Source organism: Mangrovibacterium lignilyticum, from assembly GCF_010882175.1.
In the GTDB taxonomy this organism is placed as follows: domain Bacteria; phylum Bacteroidota; class Bacteroidia; order Bacteroidales; family Prolixibacteraceae; genus Mangrovibacterium; species Mangrovibacterium lignilyticum.
On sequence record NZ_WKLH01000001.1, the window covers coordinates 489,360 to 513,250 of the forward strand.

At 41.9% G+C, this 23,891-nt stretch carries 24 protein-coding genes and 2 tRNA genes; 18 read left to right on the forward strand and 8 right to left on the reverse strand.

Features of this window, described 5'->3' with window-relative positions; genetic code table 11:
* Positions 1-35: 35 nt before the first annotated feature.
* Complete coding sequence (locus GJV22_RS01805; RefSeq protein ID WP_163707829.1) at positions 36-620, forward strand: YIP1 family protein; 585 nt, start codon at positions 36-38, stop codon at positions 618-620.
* Positions 610-1,068 carry an SsrA-binding protein SmpB gene (gene smpB, locus GJV22_RS01810; protein WP_163707832.1) on the forward strand — a complete coding sequence of 153 codons (459 nt, stop codon included), beginning with the start codon at positions 610-612 and terminating at the stop codon, positions 1,066-1,068. Before GJV22_RS01805 ends, smpB begins: the two co-directional genes overlap by 11 nt.
* Positions 1,069-1,200: 132 nt before the next feature.
* Here smpB and GJV22_RS01815 read toward each other — a convergent pair whose 3' ends face one another.
* Positions 1,201-1,926 (reverse strand): ribonuclease H-like domain-containing protein, encoded by a 726-nt coding sequence (locus tag GJV22_RS01815; protein ID WP_163707836.1) that lies wholly within the window; start codon positions 1,924-1,926, stop codon positions 1,201-1,203.
* 2 nt (positions 1,927-1,928) lie between these two features.
* Positions 1,929-2,534, reverse strand: coding sequence for a uridine kinase (gene udk / locus GJV22_RS01820; RefSeq protein ID WP_163707839.1), 606 nt, complete (start codon positions 2,532-2,534; stop codon positions 1,929-1,931).
* Positions 2,535-2,660: 126 nt separating this feature from the next.
* Between udk and GJV22_RS01825 the strand changes: the two genes are divergently transcribed.
* The 8 genes from GJV22_RS01825 (at position 2,661) to GJV22_RS01860 (ending at position 8,033) form a co-directional block, all read left to right on the forward strand.
* Positions 2,661-2,960: a Dabb family protein gene (locus GJV22_RS01825; RefSeq protein ID WP_163707842.1), complete on the forward strand. Its 300-nt coding sequence runs from the start codon at positions 2,661-2,663 to the stop codon at positions 2,958-2,960.
* 26 nt (positions 2,961-2,986) lie between these two features.
* Entirely contained in the window at positions 2,987-3,967 is a 981-nt protein-coding gene (locus tag GJV22_RS01830; RefSeq protein WP_163707845.1) for a type I phosphomannose isomerase catalytic subunit, read from the forward strand.
* Between the two features lie 31 nt (positions 3,968-3,998).
* Positions 3,999-4,580 (forward strand): ribosome biogenesis GTP-binding protein YihA/YsxC, encoded by a 582-nt coding sequence (gene yihA / locus GJV22_RS01835; protein WP_238480263.1) that lies wholly within the window; start codon positions 3,999-4,001, stop codon positions 4,578-4,580.
* 137 nt (positions 4,581-4,717) lie between these two features.
* Positions 4,718-5,656, forward strand: a complete 939-nt coding sequence (locus GJV22_RS01840) for a ribose-phosphate pyrophosphokinase (RefSeq protein ID WP_163707854.1) — start codon at positions 4,718-4,720, stop codon at positions 5,654-5,656.
* A gap of 113 nt (positions 5,657-5,769) precedes the next feature.
* Entirely contained in the window at positions 5,770-6,369 is a 600-nt protein-coding gene (locus tag GJV22_RS01845) for a 50S ribosomal protein L25/general stress protein Ctc (RefSeq protein WP_163707857.1), read from the forward strand.
* Positions 6,370-6,439: 70 nt separating this feature from the next.
* A complete protein-coding gene (pth, locus tag GJV22_RS01850) occupies positions 6,440-7,006 on the forward strand; it encodes an aminoacyl-tRNA hydrolase (RefSeq protein WP_163707860.1) in 567 nt (188 codons plus the stop codon).
* Positions 7,006-7,413: an RNA-binding S4 domain-containing protein gene (locus GJV22_RS01855; RefSeq protein ID WP_163707863.1), complete on the forward strand. Its 408-nt coding sequence runs from the start codon at positions 7,006-7,008 to the stop codon at positions 7,411-7,413. The genes pth and GJV22_RS01855 overlap by 1 nt, the downstream gene beginning before the upstream one ends.
* Before the next feature lie 77 nt (positions 7,414-7,490).
* The gene (locus tag GJV22_RS01860; protein ID WP_163707866.1) at positions 7,491-8,033 is read left to right on the forward strand and encodes a DUF4924 family protein; all 543 of its coding nucleotides are present in this window, start codon (positions 7,491-7,493) and stop codon (positions 8,031-8,033) included.
* 35 nt (positions 8,034-8,068) lie between these two features.
* Here the strand turns inward: GJV22_RS01860 and GJV22_RS01865 are convergent, their stop codons facing one another.
* Positions 8,069-8,476: a thiol-disulfide oxidoreductase DCC family protein gene (locus GJV22_RS01865; RefSeq protein WP_163707870.1), complete on the reverse strand. Its 408-nt coding sequence runs from the start codon at positions 8,474-8,476 to the stop codon at positions 8,069-8,071.
* On the reverse strand, positions 8,476-9,549 hold the full coding sequence (locus GJV22_RS01870; protein WP_163707873.1) for an N-acetylmuramoyl-L-alanine amidase family protein: 1,074 nt from the start codon (positions 9,547-9,549) through the stop codon (positions 8,476-8,478). The genes GJV22_RS01865 and GJV22_RS01870 overlap by 1 nt, the downstream gene beginning before the upstream one ends.
* A 291-nt stretch (positions 9,550-9,840) precedes the next feature.
* On the opposite strand from GJV22_RS01870, the gene GJV22_RS01875 reads away from it, so the two are divergent.
* The 5 genes from GJV22_RS01875 (at position 9,841) to GJV22_RS01895 (ending at position 13,661) form a co-directional block, all read left to right on the forward strand.
* The gene (locus GJV22_RS01875; RefSeq protein WP_163707876.1) at positions 9,841-10,422 is read left to right on the forward strand and encodes a 5'-nucleotidase C-terminal domain-containing protein; all 582 of its coding nucleotides are present in this window, start codon (positions 9,841-9,843) and stop codon (positions 10,420-10,422) included.
* The gene (locus tag GJV22_RS01880) at positions 10,415-11,338 is read left to right on the forward strand and encodes a metallophosphoesterase (RefSeq protein WP_163707879.1); all 924 of its coding nucleotides are present in this window, start codon (positions 10,415-10,417) and stop codon (positions 11,336-11,338) included. The genes GJV22_RS01875 and GJV22_RS01880 overlap by 8 nt, the downstream gene beginning before the upstream one ends.
* Positions 11,335-12,927, forward strand: a complete 1,593-nt coding sequence (gene lnt, locus GJV22_RS01885; protein ID WP_163707882.1) for an apolipoprotein N-acyltransferase — start codon at positions 11,335-11,337, stop codon at positions 12,925-12,927. The genes GJV22_RS01880 and lnt overlap by 4 nt, the downstream gene beginning before the upstream one ends.
* Before the next feature lie 558 nt (positions 12,928-13,485).
* Positions 13,486-13,572: transfer RNA gene (locus GJV22_RS01890), tRNA-Ser, on the forward strand.
* 14 nt (positions 13,573-13,586) lie between these two features.
* Positions 13,587-13,661: transfer RNA gene (locus GJV22_RS01895), tRNA-Pro, on the forward strand.
* A 480-nt stretch (positions 13,662-14,141) separates the two neighbouring features.
* Here the strand turns inward: GJV22_RS01895 and GJV22_RS01900 are convergent.
* The 4 genes from GJV22_RS01900 to purB form a co-directional block, all read right to left on the reverse strand.
* Positions 14,142-14,618 (reverse strand): hypothetical protein, encoded by a 477-nt coding sequence (locus GJV22_RS01900; RefSeq protein WP_163707885.1) that lies wholly within the window; start codon positions 14,616-14,618, stop codon positions 14,142-14,144.
* A 308-nt stretch (positions 14,619-14,926) separates the two neighbouring features.
* A complete protein-coding gene (locus GJV22_RS01905; RefSeq protein ID WP_163707888.1) occupies positions 14,927-15,754 on the reverse strand; it encodes an alpha/beta hydrolase in 828 nt (275 codons plus the stop codon).
* A 109-nt stretch (positions 15,755-15,863) separates the two neighbouring features.
* The gene (locus tag GJV22_RS01910; RefSeq protein ID WP_163707891.1) at positions 15,864-17,684 is read right to left on the reverse strand and encodes an ABC transporter ATP-binding protein; all 1,821 of its coding nucleotides are present in this window, start codon (positions 17,682-17,684) and stop codon (positions 15,864-15,866) included.
* 42 nt (positions 17,685-17,726) lie between these two features.
* Positions 17,727-19,073, reverse strand: coding sequence for an adenylosuccinate lyase (purB, locus tag GJV22_RS01915; RefSeq protein ID WP_163707894.1), 1,347 nt, complete (start codon positions 19,071-19,073; stop codon positions 17,727-17,729).
* A gap of 227 nt (positions 19,074-19,300) precedes the next feature.
* Here purB and GJV22_RS01920 point away from each other — a divergent pair, with 227 nt between their 5' ends.
* The 3 genes from GJV22_RS01920 to GJV22_RS01930 all read left to right on the forward strand — a co-directional run bounded on the left by GJV22_RS01920 (position 19,301) and on the right by GJV22_RS01930 (position 23,867).
* A complete protein-coding gene (locus tag GJV22_RS01920; RefSeq protein ID WP_163707897.1) occupies positions 19,301-19,834 on the forward strand; it encodes a lipocalin family protein in 534 nt (177 codons plus the stop codon).
* A gap of 75 nt (positions 19,835-19,909) precedes the next feature.
* Entirely contained in the window at positions 19,910-21,316 is a 1,407-nt protein-coding gene (locus GJV22_RS01925) for an NfeD family protein (protein ID WP_163707900.1), read from the forward strand.
* 202 nt (positions 21,317-21,518) lie between these two features.
* On the forward strand, positions 21,519-23,867 hold the full coding sequence (locus GJV22_RS01930) for a TonB-dependent receptor (RefSeq protein WP_163707902.1): 2,349 nt from the start codon (positions 21,519-21,521) through the stop codon (positions 23,865-23,867).
* The last annotated feature ends 24 nt before the right edge of the window (positions 23,868-23,891 follow it).

Sequence of the window (23,891 nt, forward strand, 5' to 3'; positions counted from 1 at the left end):
AAATAATGTATTTTTGTAACGCAAATAAAAGAAATATGGACTTTAAAGCACAATTCAATTGGCTACTCCAGGAATCCTGGGCACTTCTTCACGAACCAAAAACATTTTGGAAGGAAAAACTAGTGGGAGGATTCAAGCAACTGGTCATCGGAACCTTTTTTCTTCCGTTGGTCATTTTGGCCGGTTTGGCCGTCCTCTTAGGCGAAATATGGTGGAACGACGAAATACTGTGGTCCTATTCCAGCATCAAGGCTCTGCGGGAGGTCGTCAGTTATTTCCTGCAATACTTCGTTTCGGCTATTATTTTATTCCGATTACTCCAAAACTTTAAAGGTACCGATAATAAAATTGCGTTATATAACGTATTGTCTTACTCGCTGCTTCCGTTTTTAATCGCGTCGGTTATCACCGGACTTTTCCCCGGCCTTTATGTGCTTGGAATTGTTGGTCTGTATGGCTTTTATCTTTTCATCGTCGGCTCTCAAACTTGTCTCGAAATACCAAAAGAAAATCAATCTCGCTTTATTATTCTTTCAATTCTACTTATTGTGCTTATTTTTGGCACCATAAACGCAATCAGTTGGAAACTCTTTCAGGTACTTTTCCCATATGGCGCATAAATCGGTCAATATCAATATTAAAAACAAGCGGGCTTATTTCGAGTACGAAATTCTCGAAAAGTTTGTAGCCGGCATTCAACTGGTTGGAACGGAAATTAAGTCGATTCGAAACAGTAAAGCCAGCATCGTTGAAGCCTATTGCCGATTCACTAAAACGGAGTTGTATGTGGTCAATATGAATATCTCGGAATATGATTTCGGGAATATCAACAACCACGAGGCACGCCGCGACCGAAAGTTATTGCTCAATAAAAAAGAACTGGAAAAACTGCAGAAGAAAATGAAAGAAAGCGGTTTAACCATTGTCCCATTGAAGCTTTTTGTAAACGACAAAGGACTGGCAAAATTAGAAATTGGACTGGCAAAAGGTAAAAAGCTGCACGACAAGCGGGAAAGCCTGAAGCAAAAAGATGCCAACCGCGACATGGACCGAGCCATGAAGTTTTAAGCTTTCGACAACTTTAGAGCTGGCTAACCGTCAAATCACCAACCTTGCAAAGATGGAAACACCAACCGCTGCATAAATCAGTTCAAACAAATCCCCACTTTCGGAGTAATTCATAGATGGAGTTAGCTTGTTTTAAGGCACAAACTCCATATTGTCCATCTGAATGATTTCTTCGCCTTTGTAGCGGAGCAATAAATTAGCAACGGCCAGTGTATCTTTTTCGCAATATCGAATAATCCGATCCACGTCATTCTCTTCATAGTAAACCGAAGCAACCTGGCTTCCGTCGATATCATCTTTGGGAGTCGGGATATTAAAAGCGGCACACAAAACACCTATTGAAGTGTAGTTCTTGTAATCGCCAAACTTCCAAAGCTGCAACGTATCAAGCAGTTTATCCTTCACATCCCAGGGTTTCATTCCGGCAATATTCAAAATCCGGGGCAGCCGGAGGCCGTTGATTAACGATCGACGGGCGATGTAGGGATAATCGAACTCCTGCCCGTTGTGAGCACAAATACATTTTGATGTGTGCGAAGTGAATTTGTCCAGCATGTTATTGAAACCGGACAAAAGTTTCTTTTCATCATCATCGTAAAACGATTTTACCCGAAAGAAACGTTCTCCTCCTTTTTGAACGACAAAACCGGCAGAGATACAAACAATCCGGCCAAACTCAGCGTAAATTCCTGCGCGCTCATAAACATCAGCAGCTGATTGTTCCTCGTTTTGAAAATAGGCTGACTTACGCTCCCACAATTTTTGAAAATTTTCCGGCACTTCTTTAAAAGCGGGGTATTGAGGGACCGTTTCAATATCCAGAAAAAGGACGTCTTCAATATTCAGGTTGTAAAGCATTTTTAAAGTATTTGTTTGATAAAATTGGTCAAAATACGAATAGCCACCTCATTGTCGCCACCTTCCGGGATAATGATATCGGCAAAGCGTTTCGTAGGTTCTATAAACTGCAGGTGACTTGGGCGGACGGTGTCTTCATAACGTTGCAAAGTTTCCTGCACATCTCTTCCCCGCTCAATAATGTCGCGCCTAATCACACGCGAAAGGCGCAAATCCGAATCACAATCAACAAACACCTTAATATCCATCAATTTCCGGAGGCTCGAATTACAAAGCACAAGAATCCCTTCAACGATCACCACCGGTTTCGGGAAAATTGTCTTCGTTCTTTCCGAACGGGTACATGTCAAATAGGAATATTCGGGCTCTTCAATCGATTGTCCGTTTTTCAAAAGCTCCAGATGCTTATTCAACAAACTAAACTCAATCGATTCAGGGTGATCAAAATTCAGCAACCTCCGCTCGTCCAAGGTTAAATGTCTGTTATCTTTGTAGTAAGAATCCTGAGACAAAATGGCCACCTCGTCAGACGAAAACTGACTGGCAATTTTATTGACAACTGTTGTTTTGCCTGACCCTGTGCCTCCTGCAATGCCGATGATGATCATATTATCTTTTTAAAGCAAATATAAACCATGAATTTCGAATTCATGAAATGATTCAACAGCTTTATGGCAGCTTGCGCTGAAAGTATTAAATTCGCACCATATTTAACCACTCATATAAACAAGATCATGCTGAATCACGTTGTGCTTTTTAAATTCAAAGCTTATCCTTCCAACGAGAAACAAGAAAAACTGGATCAACTGAAAACTGCTCTACTTGGGCTTAAAGATAAAATCGAAGAATTGAAATACATCGAAGTTGGCACAAACTATGAATTGGACGCAAAGTCTTACGATCTTTGCCTGATTTCACATTTCGACAACGAAGCCGACCTGGATGTATACCGGGTTCATCCCGAACACCTGAAAGTTTTGGAATTAGTCAAAGAATTCACAGAACTTCGTGCTGCCGTTGATTACGAATTTTAATCTTTAATTTATTTATAACCTATTCCATGCAGAACCTTTATCCTCTTAAATTTCACCCTCGGTATTACGACAAAATTTGGGGTGGAAACAAATTGAAAACAGCACTAGGGAAAGATTTCGGAGATCTTCCTAATTGTGGCGAAAGTTGGGAGTTGTCCGGTGTTAATGGCAACATCTCAGAAGTTAGCAACGGCTTTTTGGCCGGCAACAACCTGGAAGAGCTGATTGAAGTTTACATGGGCGACCTGGTTGGCGAAAAAGTCTACGAAAAATTCAGCGTTGAATTTCCGCTGCTCATCAAATTTATCGATGCCAACGACGATCTTTCCATTCAGGTTCATCCGAATGATGAGATGTCGAAGAAACGCCACCAGGCATTCGGAAAAACCGAGATGTGGTACGTTTTGCAAGCAGATCAAGGCGCCAAGTTGAATTGCGGTTTTAACCAGAAAATAGATAAGGAAACTTATTTGAAAAAGCTGGAGAACAAAGAAATCATGGACGTCCTGAACTTTGTGGAAGTCAATGCAGGCGATGTTTTTTTCATGCCGGCAGGCCGTGTTCACGCCATTGGTAAAGGAATTATGGTTGCCGAAATTCAGCAAACATCAGATGTTACCTACCGAATCTACGACTACGAACGCAAAGATGCTAACGGAAACGAACGTGAACTGCATACCGAGCTGGCTGTTGATGCCATCGACTTTACCTATCACGACAGCTACAAAACAGATTACAAGACCGAGAAGAACCAACGTACTGAAGTTGTCAAGTGCGATTATTTCAACACGGGTATTCTGGAATTTGATGCTACGATTAAGAAAGACATCTATGAACTCGATTCGTTTGTAATATATATATGTGTTGAAGGTGAATACGAAATCAGCACGCCCGATTTCACTGAAAAAGTAAAAATGGGAGAAACGATATTGGTTCCTGCGTCAGTACACCAATATCAATTGAAGCCAATTAGTCCAAAAGTTAAAGTATTAGAAGTACATTTATAGAATGATGGAAGTTAAAACAGCCCGTTTTTTAATGAGCAACACCAGCCTGCAGAAATGTCCGTCACCCGACATGCCTGAATTTGCATTTATCGGAAGGTCAAATGTGGGAAAATCGTCTTTGATCAACATGTTGACCAATCACAAAAAACTGGCTAAAACTTCTTCCCGTCCGGGCAAAACGCAACTAATTAACCATTTTCTCATCAACGAAACTTGGTATTTAGTCGATTTGCCCGGATATGGTTATGCCAAAGTTTCAAAAAGTCACCGAAACAAATTCCAGGCATACATCACCGATTACATCATCAATCGACCAAATCTCTATTGTTTGTTTGTTCTGATTGATGCCCGGCATGAAGCTCAAAAAATCGACATGGAGTTCATCGAGTGGCTGGGAGAAAAACAAATCCCCTTCGTGCTGGTTTTCACAAAAAGCGACAAACTGAGTAAAAATCAAGTCAGTAGCAATGTGGCCAACTACAAAAAGCACCTCAAAAAAAGCTGGGAGGAGCTGCCTCCCATTCTGCTAAGCTCCGCCGAAACCGGTCTGGGCAAGGAAGATATTCTCCGTTTTATAGCTGAGACAGAACCAAACCTGAACAATTCTGATTAGACAAACTCGCTTCGCTTAATCGCTCCACACCTAAGATCGGCAAAAAAGAGAAACTTGAAACTCAATTTATTCATGATAATTTGAAGTTTTTTTTACCTTTGCGACCATCTCCTAGGCACTTAATTTAAAATGTTAATATGGGAACCAAAAAACCCCTTAAGATCTTCACAGGAACAGCCACAACGTATTTAACTTCAAGAATTTGCGATAGTGTTGGTGTCGATCTTGGAAAATCAAGCTGCCCCGTTTTTGCGGACGGCGAGTTTGAACCTTGCTACGAAGAAACAATTCGCGGATCACATGTATTTATTGTCCAGTCAACATTTCCGCCAAGCGACAACTTGATGGAATTATTGTTGATGATTGACGCAGCCAAACGCGCTTCTGCGTATAAAATCATTGCTGTTTTACCTTATTTCGGTTTTGCCCGCCAAGACCGGAAAGACAAACCGCGTGTTTCGATCGGCGCCAAACTGGTAGCCGATCTGTTATCTGCAGCCGGAGTTGATCGCATTATTACGATGGACTTGCACGCTGATCAGATTCAAGGATTTTTTAATGTTCCCGTTGATCATTTGTTTGCATCAGCTCTTTTCATCCCTTTCATTAAAAAAATGGGCTTACGCGATGTTGTCATCGCATCACCTGATGTAGGTGGTACTAAACGTGCCAATACATACGCTAAAATGTTGGGTACTGACATGGTTATTTGTCACAAGTCGCGTGCAAAAGCCAATGTTGTTGATAGCATGACCCTGATTGGTGATGTTCGCGATAAAGACGTGATTTTGGTTGATGACCTGATTGATACGGCCGGTACAATTACAAAGGCTGCCAGTCTGATGATTAAAGAGGGAGCAAACTCGGTACGTGCCTTTGCAGCTCACGGACTTCTGTCCGAACCAGCTTACGAACGTATTGAAAATTCAGCCCTTCAGGAAGTTTATTTCACCGATTCAATTCCACCAAAAAGAGAATCGTCAAAAATTAAATATATCTCGGTAGCCGATGCGATTGGCGAAGCCATTAAGCGGGTCTACAAAAATGAATCGATCAGTTCATTATTTTTCAAGTAATTTTATATCTTTGCACCGCTTTTTCCGCACATACATGCAGTTATGTATGCTGTTTGCCCTTTCACCGAAAAGGGAGGACTGAGTACCATAATTATTAATTAAAGATTCAAAAGATGAAATCAGTAGAAATTAATGGCGAATTAAGAGCAGCCATTGGCAAAAAAGATTCCAAAAAATTAAGAGCAGAAAGCAAAGTTCCTTGTGTACTTTACGGTGGTGAAGAACCAATTCACTTCTATGCTGAGGCTGCAGAATTCCGCAAAATTGTTTACACACCGAATGTTTACCTGATCAAATTAACGATTGCAGGAACAGAATATTCAGCAATTATGCAAGATATTCAATGGCATTCTGTTAATGAACAAATTCTACATGTTGACTTCTTGAAAATTGACGAAACTAAGCCAATTAAAATTGAAGTTCCTGTAAAAGTTGACGGTTATGCAAAAGGTATGCGTGCCGGTGGTAAAATGAAATTGAACCTGCGTCGTCTGAAAGTGAAAGCTTTGGCACAAGACGTTCCCGATTTCATTAAATTGAATATTGACGAACTGGAATTAGGACAAAGTATTAAAGTTAGCCAGGTTGATGTTGACAAAATGGAAATATTGAACTCAAAATCAATTCCTGTTGTAACCATCATGATTACTCGTGCTGCACGTGCTGCAATGAATGCTGACAAAGCTGCCGCTGCACCTGCAAAGAAAAAGTAATTCACCTGACTTTAATCGCAGCCTGACTGCGATGTATCAATTTGAATTTTAAACTGATACAATTTAGTTAATGAAATATCTGATAACTGGATTAGGAAATCCGGGGAAAGAATACGAAAACACCCGGCATAATATCGGGTTTAAAATATTGGACGCTCTAGCCGATGCGTCCAATATTGTTTTTAGTGACAGCCGTTACGGCTATGTCGCAGAATTCAAATACAAAGCCCGGACATTTATTTTACTGAAGCCCACCACTTTCATGAACCTGAGTGGCAAGGCAGTGAATTATTGGATGAAAGAGGAAAAAATCCCGATTGAAAACCTGCTGGTTTTAACCGACGATTTAGCGCTTCCATTTGGAACATTGCGCCTACGCGCCAAAGGTGGTGATGCCGGCCATAACGGACTGAAAAGCATTCAGGAATGCCTGACGAGAAACGACTATGCGCGCCTTCGTTTTGGTATCGGCGACGATTTCCACCGGGGCCAACAGGTCAATCACGTATTGGGCGAATGGAGTAAAGATGAAGAATTGGATCTCCCGTTGAAACTGGACACCTGTATCGAGATTATCAAAAGTTTTGGTACGATTGGTATCGCGCGAACCATGAATGAATTCAATAAACGCAAGTAATGGAAAATCAAGTCCGAATCGACAAATGGCTTTGGGCTGTTCGCTTGTTTAAAACCCGAAGCCAGGCAACCGAGGCCTGCAAAAAAGGTCGTATCATCGTTGGTAACGTGCAGGTTAAGCCTTCACGCATACTGAAGGAAGGTGACATTGTTCAAATCAAGAAATCACCGGTTACCTACAGCTTTAAAGTGCTTGGGCTAATCGGCAAACGAGTGGGTGCCAAGCTTGCCTCCGATTACGTCAAAGATGTAACGTCAAAAGAAGAATTGGAGATCCTGGAGATGCAAAAGCACATGTTACACTTACAGCGCGACCGAGGTACTGGACGCCCAACCAAAAAAGAACGTCGCGATTTGGACGACTTCTTTACTGATGATGATTACGACTTTGATTCGGATTGGGATTAATCGATCTTAAATAGCCCAATCTGCAATTTATCCCCATGGACTGTCGGGATTAATATTTAACCCTTAGAATCTATTTTATGCTGATTGCACAGGAAAAAAGAAAAACAAACATCGCTGAGTATATCATCTATATTTGGCAGTTGGAAGACTTATTAAGGGCGCTAAATTTCGATATGGAAAAGATCGGTCATATTTTGGTTTCCCAGTTCAAAGTTGATGAAAACACTCGCCTGGATATTTATCAATACTACAAGAATATGGTTTTGATGATGCAAAAGGAAAAAGTGACTGCTAAAGGCCATGTCCAGGCAATTCAGAACATCACAGACGATGTAAACCGTTTTCACCTCCAACTATTGCAGTCGGCAAACGATCCTCAATATAAAGCCTTGTATCAGATTGCAAAACCTTTACTCGATGAGTTCCGGATGAAAAGCAATGATGTCAGCACACACGACATCCAGGTTGCGTTACAAGCCTTATACAGCGTAATGCTACTTAAGCTTCAAAATAAAGAAGTCAGCAAAGGAACAGAACAAGCAACAGCCCATATTAGCAAACTTGTTGGTCATTTGGCCGCCCGATACAAACAAAGCGAAAGCGGAGAATTTGACTTATAGAATTTGAAGAATCAGTCCCAAAGATTCCACTCGAGTTATAAAAAACGATCTTTAGCAGAAGCGTTCGGCAAATAGCAAGAATCCCGGCGCCCAAACCAGCCTGTTCGGCGACGGGCAACCCACCGGTAAATGGCGTCACGCCATTTCTTTGGCAAGAAATAGCCAACTTTAAATATCGCGTAAAATCCTCCCAGTTTCGACGCAACTCGCATAGCTGCATCCGCAAAAACATAGGCCTTTTCCCCTTCTATTAAGATGATCGAATCAATCGAATCGGATATCTTAAGATAAGAGCGCCATTCTTTCCCTTGGGGACTATTCAAAGGAGCAAACAAGAAATGGAACTTTCGATCGTGCCTGACAATCGTCTGCACTACTCCGCTACACAAATGACAATAGCCGTCAAATAATATTAAGCTTTTGTCTTCCGGTAGCTGTTTCATTATTGATTGTTTTTGTAGTCTTTAATTAAGCCATCGCATAGCCAGTTTGCCAACGCCTGACGATTATTCTCCATCATAAACCGTTGCTGATCCCGCCCGTGATTAATGTTCCCCAGTTCGATAAATACAGCTGCCGGGTACGAATACTTCAGCACATAGAGGTTTCGGGTAGATACTGTTCCGTGGTAGCCTCTGTTGGGTTGATGGTGATCATATTTTTCCTTGAAAGTTGATTGAAGGTTCCAGGCCAGTTTCTTTCCGGTATTACTCCTTTTATCATGATAGAAAAACACATCGATGTTCTCTCCTTTACTTCTCGAATCAACATGAATAATGACCAAGCGCTGAAATTGCCCCTTATGGTTAAGGTACAACTTATTGACAGCATCTTTCCGCTGGTGCAAGCGAGTCGTTTGGCTACGCGGAATCGTCAAATTCGGATAACACACTTCATCCTTATCAGGTTTCAAAATCCGGTCATCCCGAATACCGTCATTTTTGTCTACCGTAACCATGTACACTTTCGCCCCGCGTTCTTCCAGCGCACGCGACAACCGAAGCGTAACGTCATAGGCATATTCATCTTCGCACAGCAAGCTATTGCCTAAATGTCCAATCGCTCCCGGATCGGGCCCTCCATGTCCGCTAACAAGATAAAAAATGGCTCCCTTCAAACTACTGTCCAGCAACTTGAAATTCTCATATTTACTGCCATATAACTCGTTTCGCAAACTTGTCCCTCCGGAAGAAGATGCTTGTTTAACCTGTTCTTTCGATGTTTTTTGTGCCGGACTACCAGTTCCTTTGACAACCGGCAACCGGTATGTTTGCCCAGCATAAACGGCATTATTTTTACCAATTTTCTCCTTGTTCAAGACAATAAACTCATTCAGGTATTCCCCTGGTGATAATCCGTTCCGTTTTAAGATGGAAAAGATCCCATCACCTTTTTGAGCTTTTACAGTCGGGTATTCCTGCGCAAAGACAGGAGTCAGAGCAAGAAGAATTAACGAAATAATTGCAAATATTTTAGCTAGCTGGTTGGCGAAAAACTTTACCTTTAACTCTTTCATGCATTATATTTGTTTCTAATAAACCATTAGGTAGAAGTGGAAAGTTTAAAAAAAATCCCTGAATTCTTAGGCGTTTTTTTAAATCTTTTTTCAAAATTTTGATCTCAATAAAACCAGATGCGTAAAATAGCTTTCTTAATTGCCGCCTTATCAGTCCTATTGTCCTGTAAAACTAAATTGATTGTACATGATTTCAAAGCTGATAATATCCCAAATTATCAAAACATTTCAACGTTTGACTCTTCCATCGTGAATTTCGTTCAACCATACAAGGCCGAAATTGACTTGGATATGAAAGAAGTAGTTGCTGAAAGCGACGTTGAATTGATCAAGAAAAAGCCTGAAAGCTTACTAACCAACTATCTGGCAGACATCCTCTTACACGAAGGACAGATGTATGCATCCAGATACACCGGACGACCGATTCCGACTGTCGCTTATTTAAACTACGGAGGCATACGCACTGACCTTCCAAAGGGAAAAATTACTGTTGGTAAAATTTTTGAATTGATGCCCTTTGAAAATGAGATGGTTCTTTTAAAGTTGAAGGGAGAAGACCTTTACTCGATGGCTGAAAAGATTGCGCAACAAGGAGGCGACTGTGTGGCTGGGCTTAAATTGTCGATTAAAGCTGGTGAAATTGAATCGTTCGCAATCAACAACAAGCCTGTAAACAAAGGGATCTACTACTGGTTAGTAACGAATGACTACGTTGCCAATGGTGGAGATGATATGACCATGTTCCTCAACCGGGCAACCATTATTAACACCGGGATAAAGCTGAGAGATTGTTTTATTGAACACATGAGAAATGATTTCGATGCAGGAAGAATAATCTCACCCAAACTTGACGGGAGGATCAGTTATGAATAGCAGAAGAAATTTTATTAAACGTGTTACTGCGGCATCGGCAGGAATGGCTTTAACAAACCTGCCCCAGTTGGCGTTAGCCAATAACGACTTGCTTCAGCTTACCATCCTGCACACGAACGATATTCACTGTCACATCGATCCCTTTTCGTCAACCGACCCGACTTATGCGGGACAAGGAGGCATGGCACGGATGTCGGCGCTGATCAATCAAATCAGACAGCAACAAGAGAATGTTTTATTGCTTGACTCGGGAGACATGTTCCAGGGAACGCCTTACTTCAATTTTTACAAGGGTGAATTAATCCTGAAGGTCATGTCGGAAATGGAATTCGATGCATCAACGCTTGGCAACCACGAATTCGACAACGGCCTTGATGCATTAAATAAAGCCCTCGACTATGCCAAATTCCCTTTTGTGAATAGTAATTACGATTTTTCTCAGACCAAGCTCTACGACCGTTTCAACCGCTTCGTTGTTTTCAGAAAAAACGGCATCAAAATCGGCGTTTACGGCTTAGGAATTGAAATGGAAGGTCTGATCAACAAACAAAACTACGATGGAGCGATCTACAACGATCCCGTTGCAACCGCACTGGAAATGGAAACATTCCTTAAACTGGAGAAAAAATGCGATCTGGTGCTTTGTCTCTCGCACTTGGGACTAGACTATCAGTCGTCAAAAATCTCGGATAAAACCCTCGCTCCTCAAACTAAATATACCGATTTAATCCTGGGAGGCCACACCCATACTTTTCTGGATAAACCCGTCGAGGCAAAAAATGCTGACGGGAAACGCATTTTAATCAACCAAGTTGGCTGGGGCGGTCTGGTCTTAGGCCGAATTGATTTCATCTTTGATAAGGCAGGAAAAGAAGCTCCCATCGCTCTGTCGCAGCCCATATACAACAAAGTATGAGTAGCAGTCTAAGGCATATCCTTTGCGCTGTATCGGCAGCCTTCCTGTTAAGCTTGCCCTGGCTCGGCATATTTCCTGCCTGGGTATTACTGTTTGCCTTATTCCCGATCCTGCTTTTAGAGGATGAATTGAGTCAAAACAACCGGGGAAATCCGTACCTGCTCTTTAACTACCTCTTTCTGAGTTTCTGGCTTTGGCACCTTTTTACGGTTTGGTGGGTGATAAAAGTAACCGTTTGGGGCATCCTTTTCCTTTCAATCATGAATGCCAGTTGTATGTCATTCGTGTGGTGGCTTTTCCACCGGATGAAGCAAAAATGTAGCCTTCAATTCGCTTACATCGCATTGATTGCTTTGTGGCTTAGTTTTGAGTTCCTCCATCATCGATGGGAAATTGAATGGCCTTGGTTGTGCTTGGGGAACGGCTTAGCCAGTCAACACAAAATTGTACAATGGTACGAATACACCGGCATGTTGGGTGGCACCCTTTGGATATTGATTTCGAATATGCTGGTATTTTCAATCTGGAAAAAAATCAAATCAAAGAATTTTGTTGCGATCATTGCCCGCTCGTTCCTCTGGCTCTTGGTTATTTTCATTCCGATCTTCTGGTCACTGAATCGTTACAACAACTATAAAGAAGAAGGTGACCACGTTGAAATTACCTTGCTTCAGCCCAATATTAATCCGTTTACAGAGAAATTTTCCGGTCTAAGCGCCGAAGAGCAGCTTGAAAAACTGCTGCATTTAAGCGATTCGCTGGTGACTTCAAAAACGGACTTCGTGATTGGCCCTGAAACTTGTTTACCACAAATATCAGAAGACGCCGTTTGGTCGGAGAATCCGTTTATTCGGCCTTTTATGGAAAGAGCAAAGCAAAACAATAGCCTGAACTTCATACTAGGCGCGATGACGCGCAAAAACTGCAGAAAGGACTCTCCCCTGCCCGTTTCAGCCCGTTTTGACGAGAATGCCAACCAATGGTACCAGCTATTCAATTCAGCGCTAAAAATCGATAGTAGCTCGGTTCAGGTATACCATAAAAGCATTTTGGTCGCCGGTGTTGAAAAAATGCCTTTTCAACGGTACTTCAAATTTCTGAAAAATCATAGTCTCGACTTGGGAGGCACTACAGGTAGTTTGGGTACCCAAGCGGAACCTGGTGTTTTTAAATCGAATTACACCATTGGCCCCGTTATTTGTTTCGAATCGATATTTGGACAATATCTTTCCCGCATTGTTAAAAAAGGGGCCGAGTTCTTCGTTGTAATAACTAACGACGGATGGTTGCAAAGCGCTTCCGGCTACAGCCAACATTTAGATGTAGCCAGAATCCGGGCCATCGAGTCGCGCAGAAGTATTGCCCGATCAGCCAATACCGGAATATCAGCGTTGATTAACCAACGTGGAGATATCATTTCAAAAACCGGATGGAGTGAAGAAACAGGCCTTAGAGGAACCATTCAAACCAATAAGCAGGTAACTTTCTATGTCAGATATGGGGATTTTATCGGGCGAATCGCAGCGTTTGTAGCAACGCTATTGCTTCTATACTTTATCGCCCAGGTTAAATCTCAAAAGAAGGTATAAAAAATCCGCACCAATTCGATTGCGCAAAATCCCTGAACTACAGGATTTGAGTGCCGAAACGCTCAGACTTCCATCGGTAGTAAACTACTCACCCCGATAAATCGGGACTACAAGGCCTGTCTTTACATTCCAAAAGCTTTCTCGGTTTAATGTAAACTGTTGAATTTGCCAATAATGAATTAATGCGGAAATATCTTTTGTTAGAACGTTTTCTAATTCAAAGATAGAATCAATTGCCAATTACTCCAAGCAAAATCTTTGTTTTTATAACATTGAATCAACATTCATCTGATTTCTAAGAATATCGATACAAAAGGGCTTACAGCGTAGAACCTTCCCTTTTATTCGCCGTAAAAAAGTCTCTAGAAATCTTTTTAAATCGTTTCATTCTGAAACTCAGATGGTCACCGAAAACTAATCAAAAAAGAGCTATTTTTTTGCAAAATTTATTTTGCGAAAGTGAAAACTAGTTCTATATTTGCACCCACGTTCAAAGGAGCTACAGAGACAGTGTAGCAAGACAGATTGAAAAACAATTGAGAGATTAGCTACTTCAACGGAGAGATGGGTGAGTGGCTGAAACCAGCAGTTTGCTAAACTGCCGTACGGGCAACCGTACCGGGGGTTCGAATCCCCCTCTCTCCGCATTAAGATATAATCGGGATGTGGCGCAGTCCGGCTAGCGCACCTGCTTTGGGAGCAGGGGGTCCCAGGTTCGAATCCTGGTATCCCGACAATTAAAAGGATTAAGATGTTTAATACAGCTTAGTCCTTTTTTTATGTCCCTACATTGTCCCAACAATTCGACGATTATTGGATCATTCTAAAAACTTGTGGAGAATAAATAAAAAGAAGAGTTTTGTGCTTTAATGAAAAACGAAGCATGAAGACACAGAACGATCCATACAGCCCCTTATTCGCCTCATTTTACCCGAAGAGCTTTCGATTTCATTTTATTGGTTGATCTGGAAGTCAAGGGCAAGCAGGTGCATATTTACATAGAAGAAAAAGCCTTAAAACCGGAAGGGGCTGAAAGGATCACTTCATGAACTTAAGGAGTAAAAATAAAATTGAGTGTTTTACGCTTGATAAGTGAAATAAAGAGATGTCTGAGCAAGCCGATCAATACAGTCCTCCAAGATGTTTCATTGCTCTTAAAGGCTTTTGCAGACCATTCAAAAGTTAAATCATCCGGAGACGTTAGCACCTGATCCCTATTTCTTTTGCATGAACTTTTTCAATGTTGATATTATCAGCTGTTTGCTTTCTAAAGCATCACGATAGAATAGTGCCATAAAGAAAAATGCAATCAAATTCACACCAAACTGCCAATATGTGGATGCCAATGGCTTGGGAGTATTCCCAAAATAATGAATTGAATACAATATAACCCACGCCTGAATTGAAGGTACAATTGTAGCCATCATTATTGCTGTATTCTTAGCCTGAACTAATTGGGTTATTTTCTCACATACTCTTATATTAAAACCTCCAATCAGTAGGTTGAAAAGAAATTGTCTGAAGAAACTGTATAATGCTGGAGAAAAGCCATGATCATAGTTAATAAGAAATACGATGGACCCGGTTAAAACACCGGATAAGCTTCCCATCATGAAATTTATATGCTTATTTAACCAAGCAATCGCTTCCAATAATCTGACGAAGACTGTTGATTTAGGTATTTGCGCCATTTTTTTTTATAATTCGCGCTGCAAAGGTAATGATTCTTCTGAAACAGGACAGTTTTATAGCTTTTCCATATTAATTCTGAATATCGCAATGGAGACCTTTCTTAACTTAAGTTTGCAAAGATGAATGCTTATTCAGCTGAAATAAAACTGCATTGTGAATTTTACAGCCTACCTGCAATTCACATAAACACATCACAAACAAACACATAAGCATGCATATCAGGATTCAGCATGAAAAAAAATGCTGCATTATTTGAAGAATTTAGCAAACATTACAAAACTATTTTCGCTTGGGAAACAGCCAATTTTTACAGCAAGTCCAATTCTTTTAGTATCCGAAGCGTTAATGGATAAGCAGGCAAAGGCATGCTACCATGATCAAACCCATCCATTTCATATAAATGTGATTGTTGGTGCCCGGCAACTTTCATCATCCGATACATGTAGGCGTTTTCTTCGTAGCGGCCTAACATTTCCAATTCACGATCGCCGGTGATCAAATACAACGGTGGAGCATCGGGGCGAACAAAATAGAGCGGGGCATATTCGTCAACAATCGGCTGCGTACCGGGAATACCGCGCTCTGAACGAATTGTGAAGTGAGTAATCGTATGACCACTGAAAGGCACAAGTGCAGCTATTTTATCCGCATCAACACCAAACGCTTCCAGATAATGTTTGTCCAGCCCCACCATACTAGCCAGGTAACCGCCAGCAGAGTGCCCTGAAACAACAATACGCTCAGCAGAGCCTCCGTATTCCGCAATATGATGAAATCCCCAGGCAACAGCCGCCGCAGCGTCTTCAATATACTCCGGGCATTTCACTTTCGGACTCAATCGGTAATTTACGGCAACAACGGCTACACCCTTGTTCTTCCACTCATCAGGAACAAATTTCTCTCCACCGGTGATACCTCCTCCGTGAAACCAAATAATCGTCGTGAAATCCACCTTATTGGCCGGATAATAGATGTCCAGGTGACAACGATCCTTCATATAGTCCGTTAATTCATCACCCTCCCTGTAAAGGATGTCATTTTTTGTCTCATACGAAATTGCCTCCTGAGCGGAAAGCGAAAAACTTAGCCCAACAGTAAAGAAAAGAATAGCGATAAAAAGCCGAGGTGTTCTCATGATTGAATTGATTGGTTTGGAGCTGAAAGATAAGGAATCCACGACAAATAATAAACAAAAAAGCAGCCAAATAGGCTGCCTCTCAGGATATGTATTTTAAAATATTTTATTAGAAAGTCTGCATACGGTGTAATCTGAAATATTGCCCTTCTGTAGCCAACAATTCATCATGCGTACCCATCTCGACAATCTTTCCTTCGTGCATTACACAAATTACATCAGCATTCTTAATGGTCGATAAACGGTGAGCAATGACCAGCGATGTGCGATTTTTCATCAGCTTCTCCAAAGCATCCTGAACCAAGCGCTCCGATTCGGTGTCCAAAGCAGATGTTGCTTCGTCCAAAATCAAAATCGAAGGGTTTTTCAGAATAGCACGGGCAATACTCAGTCGCTGCCTTTGGCCACCAGAGAGCTTACTTCCTCGGTCTCCAATCAACGTATCATAGCCATTTTCAGTCTCGATAATGAAATTATGAGCATTAGCAACCTTTGCTGCAGCAATGACATCCTCCATGGTTGCGTTCTTAACCCCAAACGCTATATTATTAAAGATGCTGTCATTAAACAGGATGGCCTCCTGGTTAACATTCCCCATTAATTCGCGCAAATCATGAATTTTCAAATCCCGAATATCGGTACCATCAATGTTGATGGAGCCTTCAACCACATCGTAGAAACGCGGCAACAAATCAACAAAAGTGGTTTTTCCGCTACCCGACTGCCCAACCAAGGCAACTGTCTTTCCTTTAGGAATGACTAAGGAAACATCGGTTAAAACAGGTTTGCCTTCGTAAGCAAAAGTGACGTTTTTATATTCAATTTGAGATTCGAATTTTTGAATCGTTCTGGCATCATCTTTATCATGAATTGAAATCGGAGCTTTCAACACCATGTCAATCCGATCCATGGCAGCAAGTCCTTTCTGAATGCTGTACAGAGCCGTAGTAAAGGCTTTCGCCGGGTTGATGATCTGGTAGAAAATCCCCAGATATGCGATAAATTCCGGGCCAGTCAGTTCGCTGTTATTTCCGATAATCAATGTACCGCCGAACCACACGACAATCACCATTACAATGGTTCCCAAAAATTCGCTCATCGGGTGCGCCAATTCACGGCGGCTCATCAGGCGGTTCATCGTCAACCGGTATCCCTCCAGTTCCTTCTCAAAATGAGCATCCATTTTCTTTTCTGCATTGAACGCCTTTATGATCCGCAAACCGCCCAAGGTTTCTTCGATCACCGTCAAAATAGACCCCATTTTGTCCTGTCCTTCGCGCGAAAACTTTTTCAGCGATTTACCAACCCGCCCGATAATAAATCCGGCAATCGGTAAAACAATAAAAATAAACAGCGTCATCGATGGACTCATAATCAGCATCGAAATCAATAACACGATGATGAGCACCGGATTTTTAAGGAACATATCCAACGAGGACATAATCGAATTTTCAACCTCGGATACGTCACCGGTTGCCCGGGCAATGATATCGCCTTTGCGTTCGTCAGAGAAAAACTGCATAGACAACCGAAGCACACGGGTATAAATTTGCTGGCGAATATCGCGAACAACACCATTCCGAATATGAACAGCTTCCCAAGCCGCCAAATAGGCAAAACCCACCTTTAGCAAGGTTGATGAAATGACAAAAAAGCCGACGAACAATAAAGTATATCCCGAACCATACTCGTGCTTAATTAAAGTCACATAGTAGTACAGATTATTCTTAATTGCATCGAGACTAGCTGTCCACTCAACCAATAAATTAACCTCTTCCGAAAGCCCAAAGATGATTTCAAGAATAGGAATCATCATGGCCATCGAAAACACCGTAAAAACAGCTGACAGCAAGTTGAACAGGAAGTTTAAAATCATCCTGCTTTTATAAGGAGGAATAAATCTCCGCAGGACATTCAGAAAATCTTTCATGACAGATTTTTTTGTTATTTAAGCTACTTCGCCTGTTCTACCTTAAAAAATACCGGTATAATTCTGTGGTGTTATCGTTTTTAATTCTGCTTTTAATGTATCATTGATATTCAATGAATCGATAAATTCATGAACGACTTCCTGGTCAATCTTACGATTCACACGCGTTAAATCGCGCAGAGCTTCATAGGGATTCGGATAGCCTTCGCGACGAAGAATCGTTTGAATTGCCTCAGCAACAACCGGCCAGTTATCTTCAAGATCAGCTTCGATAGCAGCCTTATTCAGCAACAATTTATCCAAACCGCGCATGGTTGAGCTCACTGCAATTAGTGTGTGTGCCAATGGCATACCGATGGTACGCAAAACCGTAGAATCGGTCAGGTCGCGTTGCAGACGAGAAACCGGCAACTTGGCAGACAGGTGTTCAAAAATAGCATTGGCCATTCCCAGGTTCCCTTCCGAATTCTCGAAATCGATTGGGTTTACTTTATGAGGCATGGCAGATGAACCAACTTCTCCGGCTTTAATTTTTTGCTTGAAATACTCCATTGAGACATAAGTCCACATGTCCCGGTCCAAATCAAGAATGATTGTATTCACGCGCTTCAACGCATCAAAAATAGCAGCATGATTATCGTAATTGGCAATTTGCGTTGTGTACTGTGCACGTTCCAATCCCAAGTAGTTTTTCAGGAAATGGTTACCGAAAGCTTTCCAGCTAATTTCCGGATAGGCAATATTGTGCGCATTGAAATTTCCGGTTGCACCACCAAATTTGGCGTCGCAGTTGATGCCGCGCAATTGCTCCAATTGTTTTTTTATACGCTCTGAAAAGACACGAATTTCTTTGCCCAAATTAGTTGGCGATGCTGGTTGACCATGCGTTTTTGCAAGCATCGGAATATTTTTCCATTCTTCCGCCAATTCGTCCAGTTTGTCAACCAAATCGTTAACAGCCGGGAAATATTCGAAATCCAGTGCGTCATGAATCGACTTCGGCACGGCAGTATTGTTAATGTCCTGCGATGTCAATCCAAAGTGAATAAACTCTTTGTATTGTTTGATGTCCAGCTTATCAAATTCTTCCTTCAGGAAATATTCCACTGCTTTAACATCGTGGTTCGTCACTTTCTCGATATCCTTAATCCGTTGTGCATCTTCGACAGAAAACACGTCAATTATTTGCCGAAGCTTTGGAAACAAATCCTTATTGAAGTCGGCCAACTGAGGCAGTGGCAACTCACACAAAGCAATAAAATATTCAACCTCAACAAACACCCGATATTTTATGAGTGCATATTCAGAGAAATAATTTTCAAGGTTACTGACTTTCGACCGGTAACGGCCATCTATAGGGGTAATTGCAGTTAATAAATTCAATTCCATGATTTTAATTTTTCGAGGGGCTAAAGTTAGCAATTATTTAGTTTTTACCTCAGCCTTAATTGATCGCCTGACAGTCTCGCTTTTATTGCCGCTCGATTAATGCTTGCCGGAAAACATCCAGTACCGTATTAAAGACAAAAGATTGTTTTCATAAGAAATATTAATAGCGTCCGCTTTTTATTTTGTATCTTGTAAAAACGCTTCAAAATCAATAACCACGTTTCAATATGTTCAGAAAATTTGCGTATTCAATATCCATTTTAATACTGTTGTTCTCTTGCTCCGAAAAACCGACAATCGACACGCGCACGGTTTCTTCGGTGGACCTTAACAAGTATATGGGAACCTGGTATGAAATCGCCCGGTTTCAACATTCGTTTGAAAAAGATCTAGTCGGTGTAACAGCTAATTACAAACTACGTGACGATGGAAAAATAAGAGTTCTCAATTCTGGGTGGAAAGGTACTTTTGAGGGAGAATTCGATGCCGCCAGAGGGGTCGCCAAAATTCCCGATCCTGCAGAACCCGGAAAACTCAAAGTTTCCTTTTTCCTGTTTTTCTATTCTGATTATTACATTCTGGAATTGGACACCACCAATTATGAATATGCTCTGATCGGCAGCTCAACCCCTGACTATTTATGGATTTTGGGGAACAGCCCGCAAATGGATCCTGCTATTTACAAAATGCTTGTTGACAAAGCCGCAGAGCGTGGATACGATGTGAGTAAACTCTATAAAGTTCCTCAACCCCAATTGTAACAATATCTTTTATTCCCGGTGAATTTCAATATTCAAAAAAGATTAACTTTGGATAAATCACCAACGAAAAAAACTATGAAATCGGCGCTTCTTTTTGCAATTATTGTATGCTGTTCTTTTACCTCTTTTGTTCTTGCTCAAAATGAACCTGCCCAACAGGGTAAGAAACTGATTTATAAACTGAACATCAAAAACAACATCATGCCAAGAACCTGGCGTGATACCCAACATGCATTCGAGGAAGCTGACAGCTTAAAGGCCGATTTAATCCTGATTCATATGAATACCTACGGAGGAACGGTACTCGATGCCGACTCTATCCGCACAAAGATTCTCAACAGCTCCATTCCTGTTTATGTTTTTATCGACAACAATGCAGCCAGTGCCGGTGCCTTGATTTCCATTGCCTGCGATAGTATTTACATGCGCCGCGGTGCCAATATCGGGGCCGCCACTGTCGTAAATCAAACCGGGGAGAAGATGCCCGACAAATATCAGTCGTACATGCGGTCGATTATGCGCTCAACGGCCGAGTCGCACGGCGGCGATACGATCATTAGCGGGCAGGACACAACGTTCCATTGGTTTCGCGACCCGACAATTGCTGAAGCGATGGTCGATGAACGGATTTATATTCCGGGTGTTATTGATACCGGGAAAGTACTCACCTTCACACCGAGCGAAGCCATGAAACACGGTTTCTGCGAAGGGATCGCTGAAAACGTACCGGAAGTGTTGAAGCAGATTGGAATTGAGAACTACGAAATTGTGGAATACACTCCTACTTTCATTGAAAAAATCATTGGCTTTTTAGTAAACCCTATCGTATCGGGAATTCTGATTATGGTCATACTGGGTGGGATTTATTTCGAAATGCAGACACCAGGGGTCGGCTTTCCACTGGTCATCGCGATCATTGCAGCATTCGGGTACTTTGCACCGCTATATCTCGAAGGTCTTGCCGCCAATTGGGAAATCCTGCTCTTTATTGTCGGCCTGATTTTAATTGCGGTCGAAATATTTGTCATCCCGGGATTCGGTATTGCAGGGATTCTGGGTATTCTCTTTGCCTTTACAGGCCTCGTTTTAAGTCTGATTGAAAATGTTGTTTTCGATTTTGGCGGAGTACATCCAGAAAAAATCATGACTGCATTGACGACAGTATTAGTGGCACTTTTTTCAAGTTTTATTCTCAGTCTAATCCTCAGTAAGAAAGTCTTTACGGCCGATAGAGGTGCATTCCGAAATCTTTCTTTACACTCAACCCAGGAAAAAGAATACGGTTTTGTAGGCATTGATCAAAACATTAAAAAACTCGAGGGTAAAACAGGCGTTGCGTATACGGTTCTTCGTCCTTCCGGTAAAGTACAAATTGAAGGACGGATTTATGATGCCGTTGCAAATTTGGGCATGATTGACCGTGGCGAACCAATTATAGTTGTTAAAGATGAAGCAGCCCAATTGTATGTTGAAAAAGCCTAAGCCACACTTCGCCGTTTTGTGTAGAAATCACAATTAGTATGTATTTGCAATACACTTTCATGTTGTTTTGACGATTCCGGTCGTCTAAAATCCCTACTTGTGGGGATTTCAAAGATTCGGTGGTCTTCTCAATTTTACATCGTTGAAATTTGGTATATCGGAAACCACCTCAACGACACCGAATCTTTAATTTAAAAATTACATGAAAAGAATAAGCTACATGGCAGCAGTTCAAATTCTGCTGGCCTTATTTCTACAAGTCAATTTATTTGCCCAAAAATCAGGAACAGTAAAAGGGAAAGTCATCACTTCAGACGATGAAAATGCGGCTTTTGTTAATGTTTTCATTCCGGGAACAACCTTCGGAACGACCACCGACAACAATGGTATTTTTACTCTTCGGGGCATCCCTTCCGGAGAACATGAAGTTTCGCTTTCACTTATCGGTCTCGAAACTAAAACAGTTGAGTTGACAGTTAGAGAGAATCAAGTGACAGATGCCGGGACAATCGTATTAGCTGAAAAATTAAGTGTTCTGGAGGAAGCAGTCGTAGTTGCCAGCCGCTTGAACCAATTTGCTGCTAAAACCACTGAATATGTTGCAGGTATTCCTCTGAAGAACATCGACAACCCACAATCCTATTCATCAATTACCGGAGCCCTGATGGAGGAACAAATGGTCACAGACCTGACAGATGCAATGAAAAGCATAACCGGAGGCGGTGGCTACGTGAAATCCAACGAAGGAAACATTAGTGTTTACCTGCGTGGATTTCGCTCTGATGCCTATGTAAAAGACGGTATGTTATCTTTTGTTCGCGTGCCTGTTGATCCACAAAACGTAGCGCGAATGGAAATCATTAAAGGGCCGTCAGCTGTTATGTACGGCTCGGCAAACAACAACGTCTCATCGTACGGAGGTGTGCTGAACCGTGTTAGTAAAAAACCGATGGAGCACAAAAGCATGGACCTGTCTTATTCAACTGCAAGCTGGGAGCTAAACCGCTTAACAGCCGATATCAATTCACCACTGGATGAAGATGGCAAAGCCTTGTTCCGCGTTAACGGAGCCTACCATTCAGAAAACAGCTTTAAAGATGCCGGTCTTCAGCGGGACTTCCTTTTTGCCCCTTCGTTGACCTACCAACTGACCGACAAACTGAAAGTAAGTTTACTCACCGAGTTCTTTCACACAAAACGTACTTTAACCTTTGCCAACGGCGTTGCCAATACTGTAACTGCTGAAACATGGAACGAATTGGACTGGGATTATAAAAAGTCATACTGGTCAAACAACATGGCTGGCAAAATGAGTTCCAAAACCGTCAATGGTATGATTGAATACCAAATATCGCCACGAATTAAATCAACCACAGCGCTATCGACTGCTGAAATTGATGTTGAAGCCAACTTCCTGCGTCTCTATTTCACAAGCGACACAACCGTGCAACCATGGGTCCTACAGTATATGCCGCGCACAGCTGGATCGGTTCATGCGAAACAAGAAATCAGTGGAGATTTCGATCTGGGAAAACTCAATAACAAATTTTTGGCAGGTGCCAGCTATGTTCGGGTTTACGATCGATACCAACGAAACACCGGAACATGGGTTCGTTACGACATAGTTGATATGACCACCGGAGCAAGTCCAGCTTACTCGTTGGATGCGCACCAGCAACTGGCAGACGCGGCGGGCATTACAGCAACTCGCACGTCATACGATACTTATTCAGCATACCTGTCTGACGCAATCAGTTTTAACGACTACATCACTGTTTTGGGCGGTATTCGTTACGACCGCAACCAATTGGACAATACCGTTACGAATGGTATTGAAGGAACAAAAGGATACGATCTGAATGCGTTTTCTTACAAAGCCGGGCTAGTGGTGTCACCGGTAAAAGACCAGGTGTCTGTTTTCGGAAACTATATGAATGGCTACAACCTGGTGTCTCCGGGGGCCGACAACACCGGCGAACAATTGGATTGGGATCCGGAATATGCTCAGCAATGGGAAGTTGGAACGAAAATCGACTTGTTTGAGAAGAAATTGATGAGCACCATCAGTTACTACCACATCGAAATTGAAAACCAGGTGATTGTTTCCAATGGCGAACAATACCAAAATGGCACTAACACAACCAGCAAGGGAGTCGAAGTTGAATTGATTGCCAACCCGGTTCCCGGCCTGAACTTTGTCAGCGGTTTCACGCACAACAAAGCCTACTACAACGACACACCCGAATACCGAATGACTTATTCTCCGGAGAACCTGTTCAACTTTTGGGGAAGTTACCGGGTAATGAAAGGCGGACTGAAAGGTCTGGGCGCAGGACTTGGCCTGAATTATGCCAGCGAGACATTCGTAAACACAACCAACACATTCGGTTCCGAAGCCTACACGGTAGCAGATGCAACGGTATTTTACGATTTACCCAAAATACGCTTTAGCCTGAAAGTAGATAACCTGACAGACAAACAATACTACAACCCATACGGGCAAGCACAAAAGCCCCGCAACGTTAAAATTGGTATCAGCTACCAATTGTAATACGATAGATAGATTCGATTAACA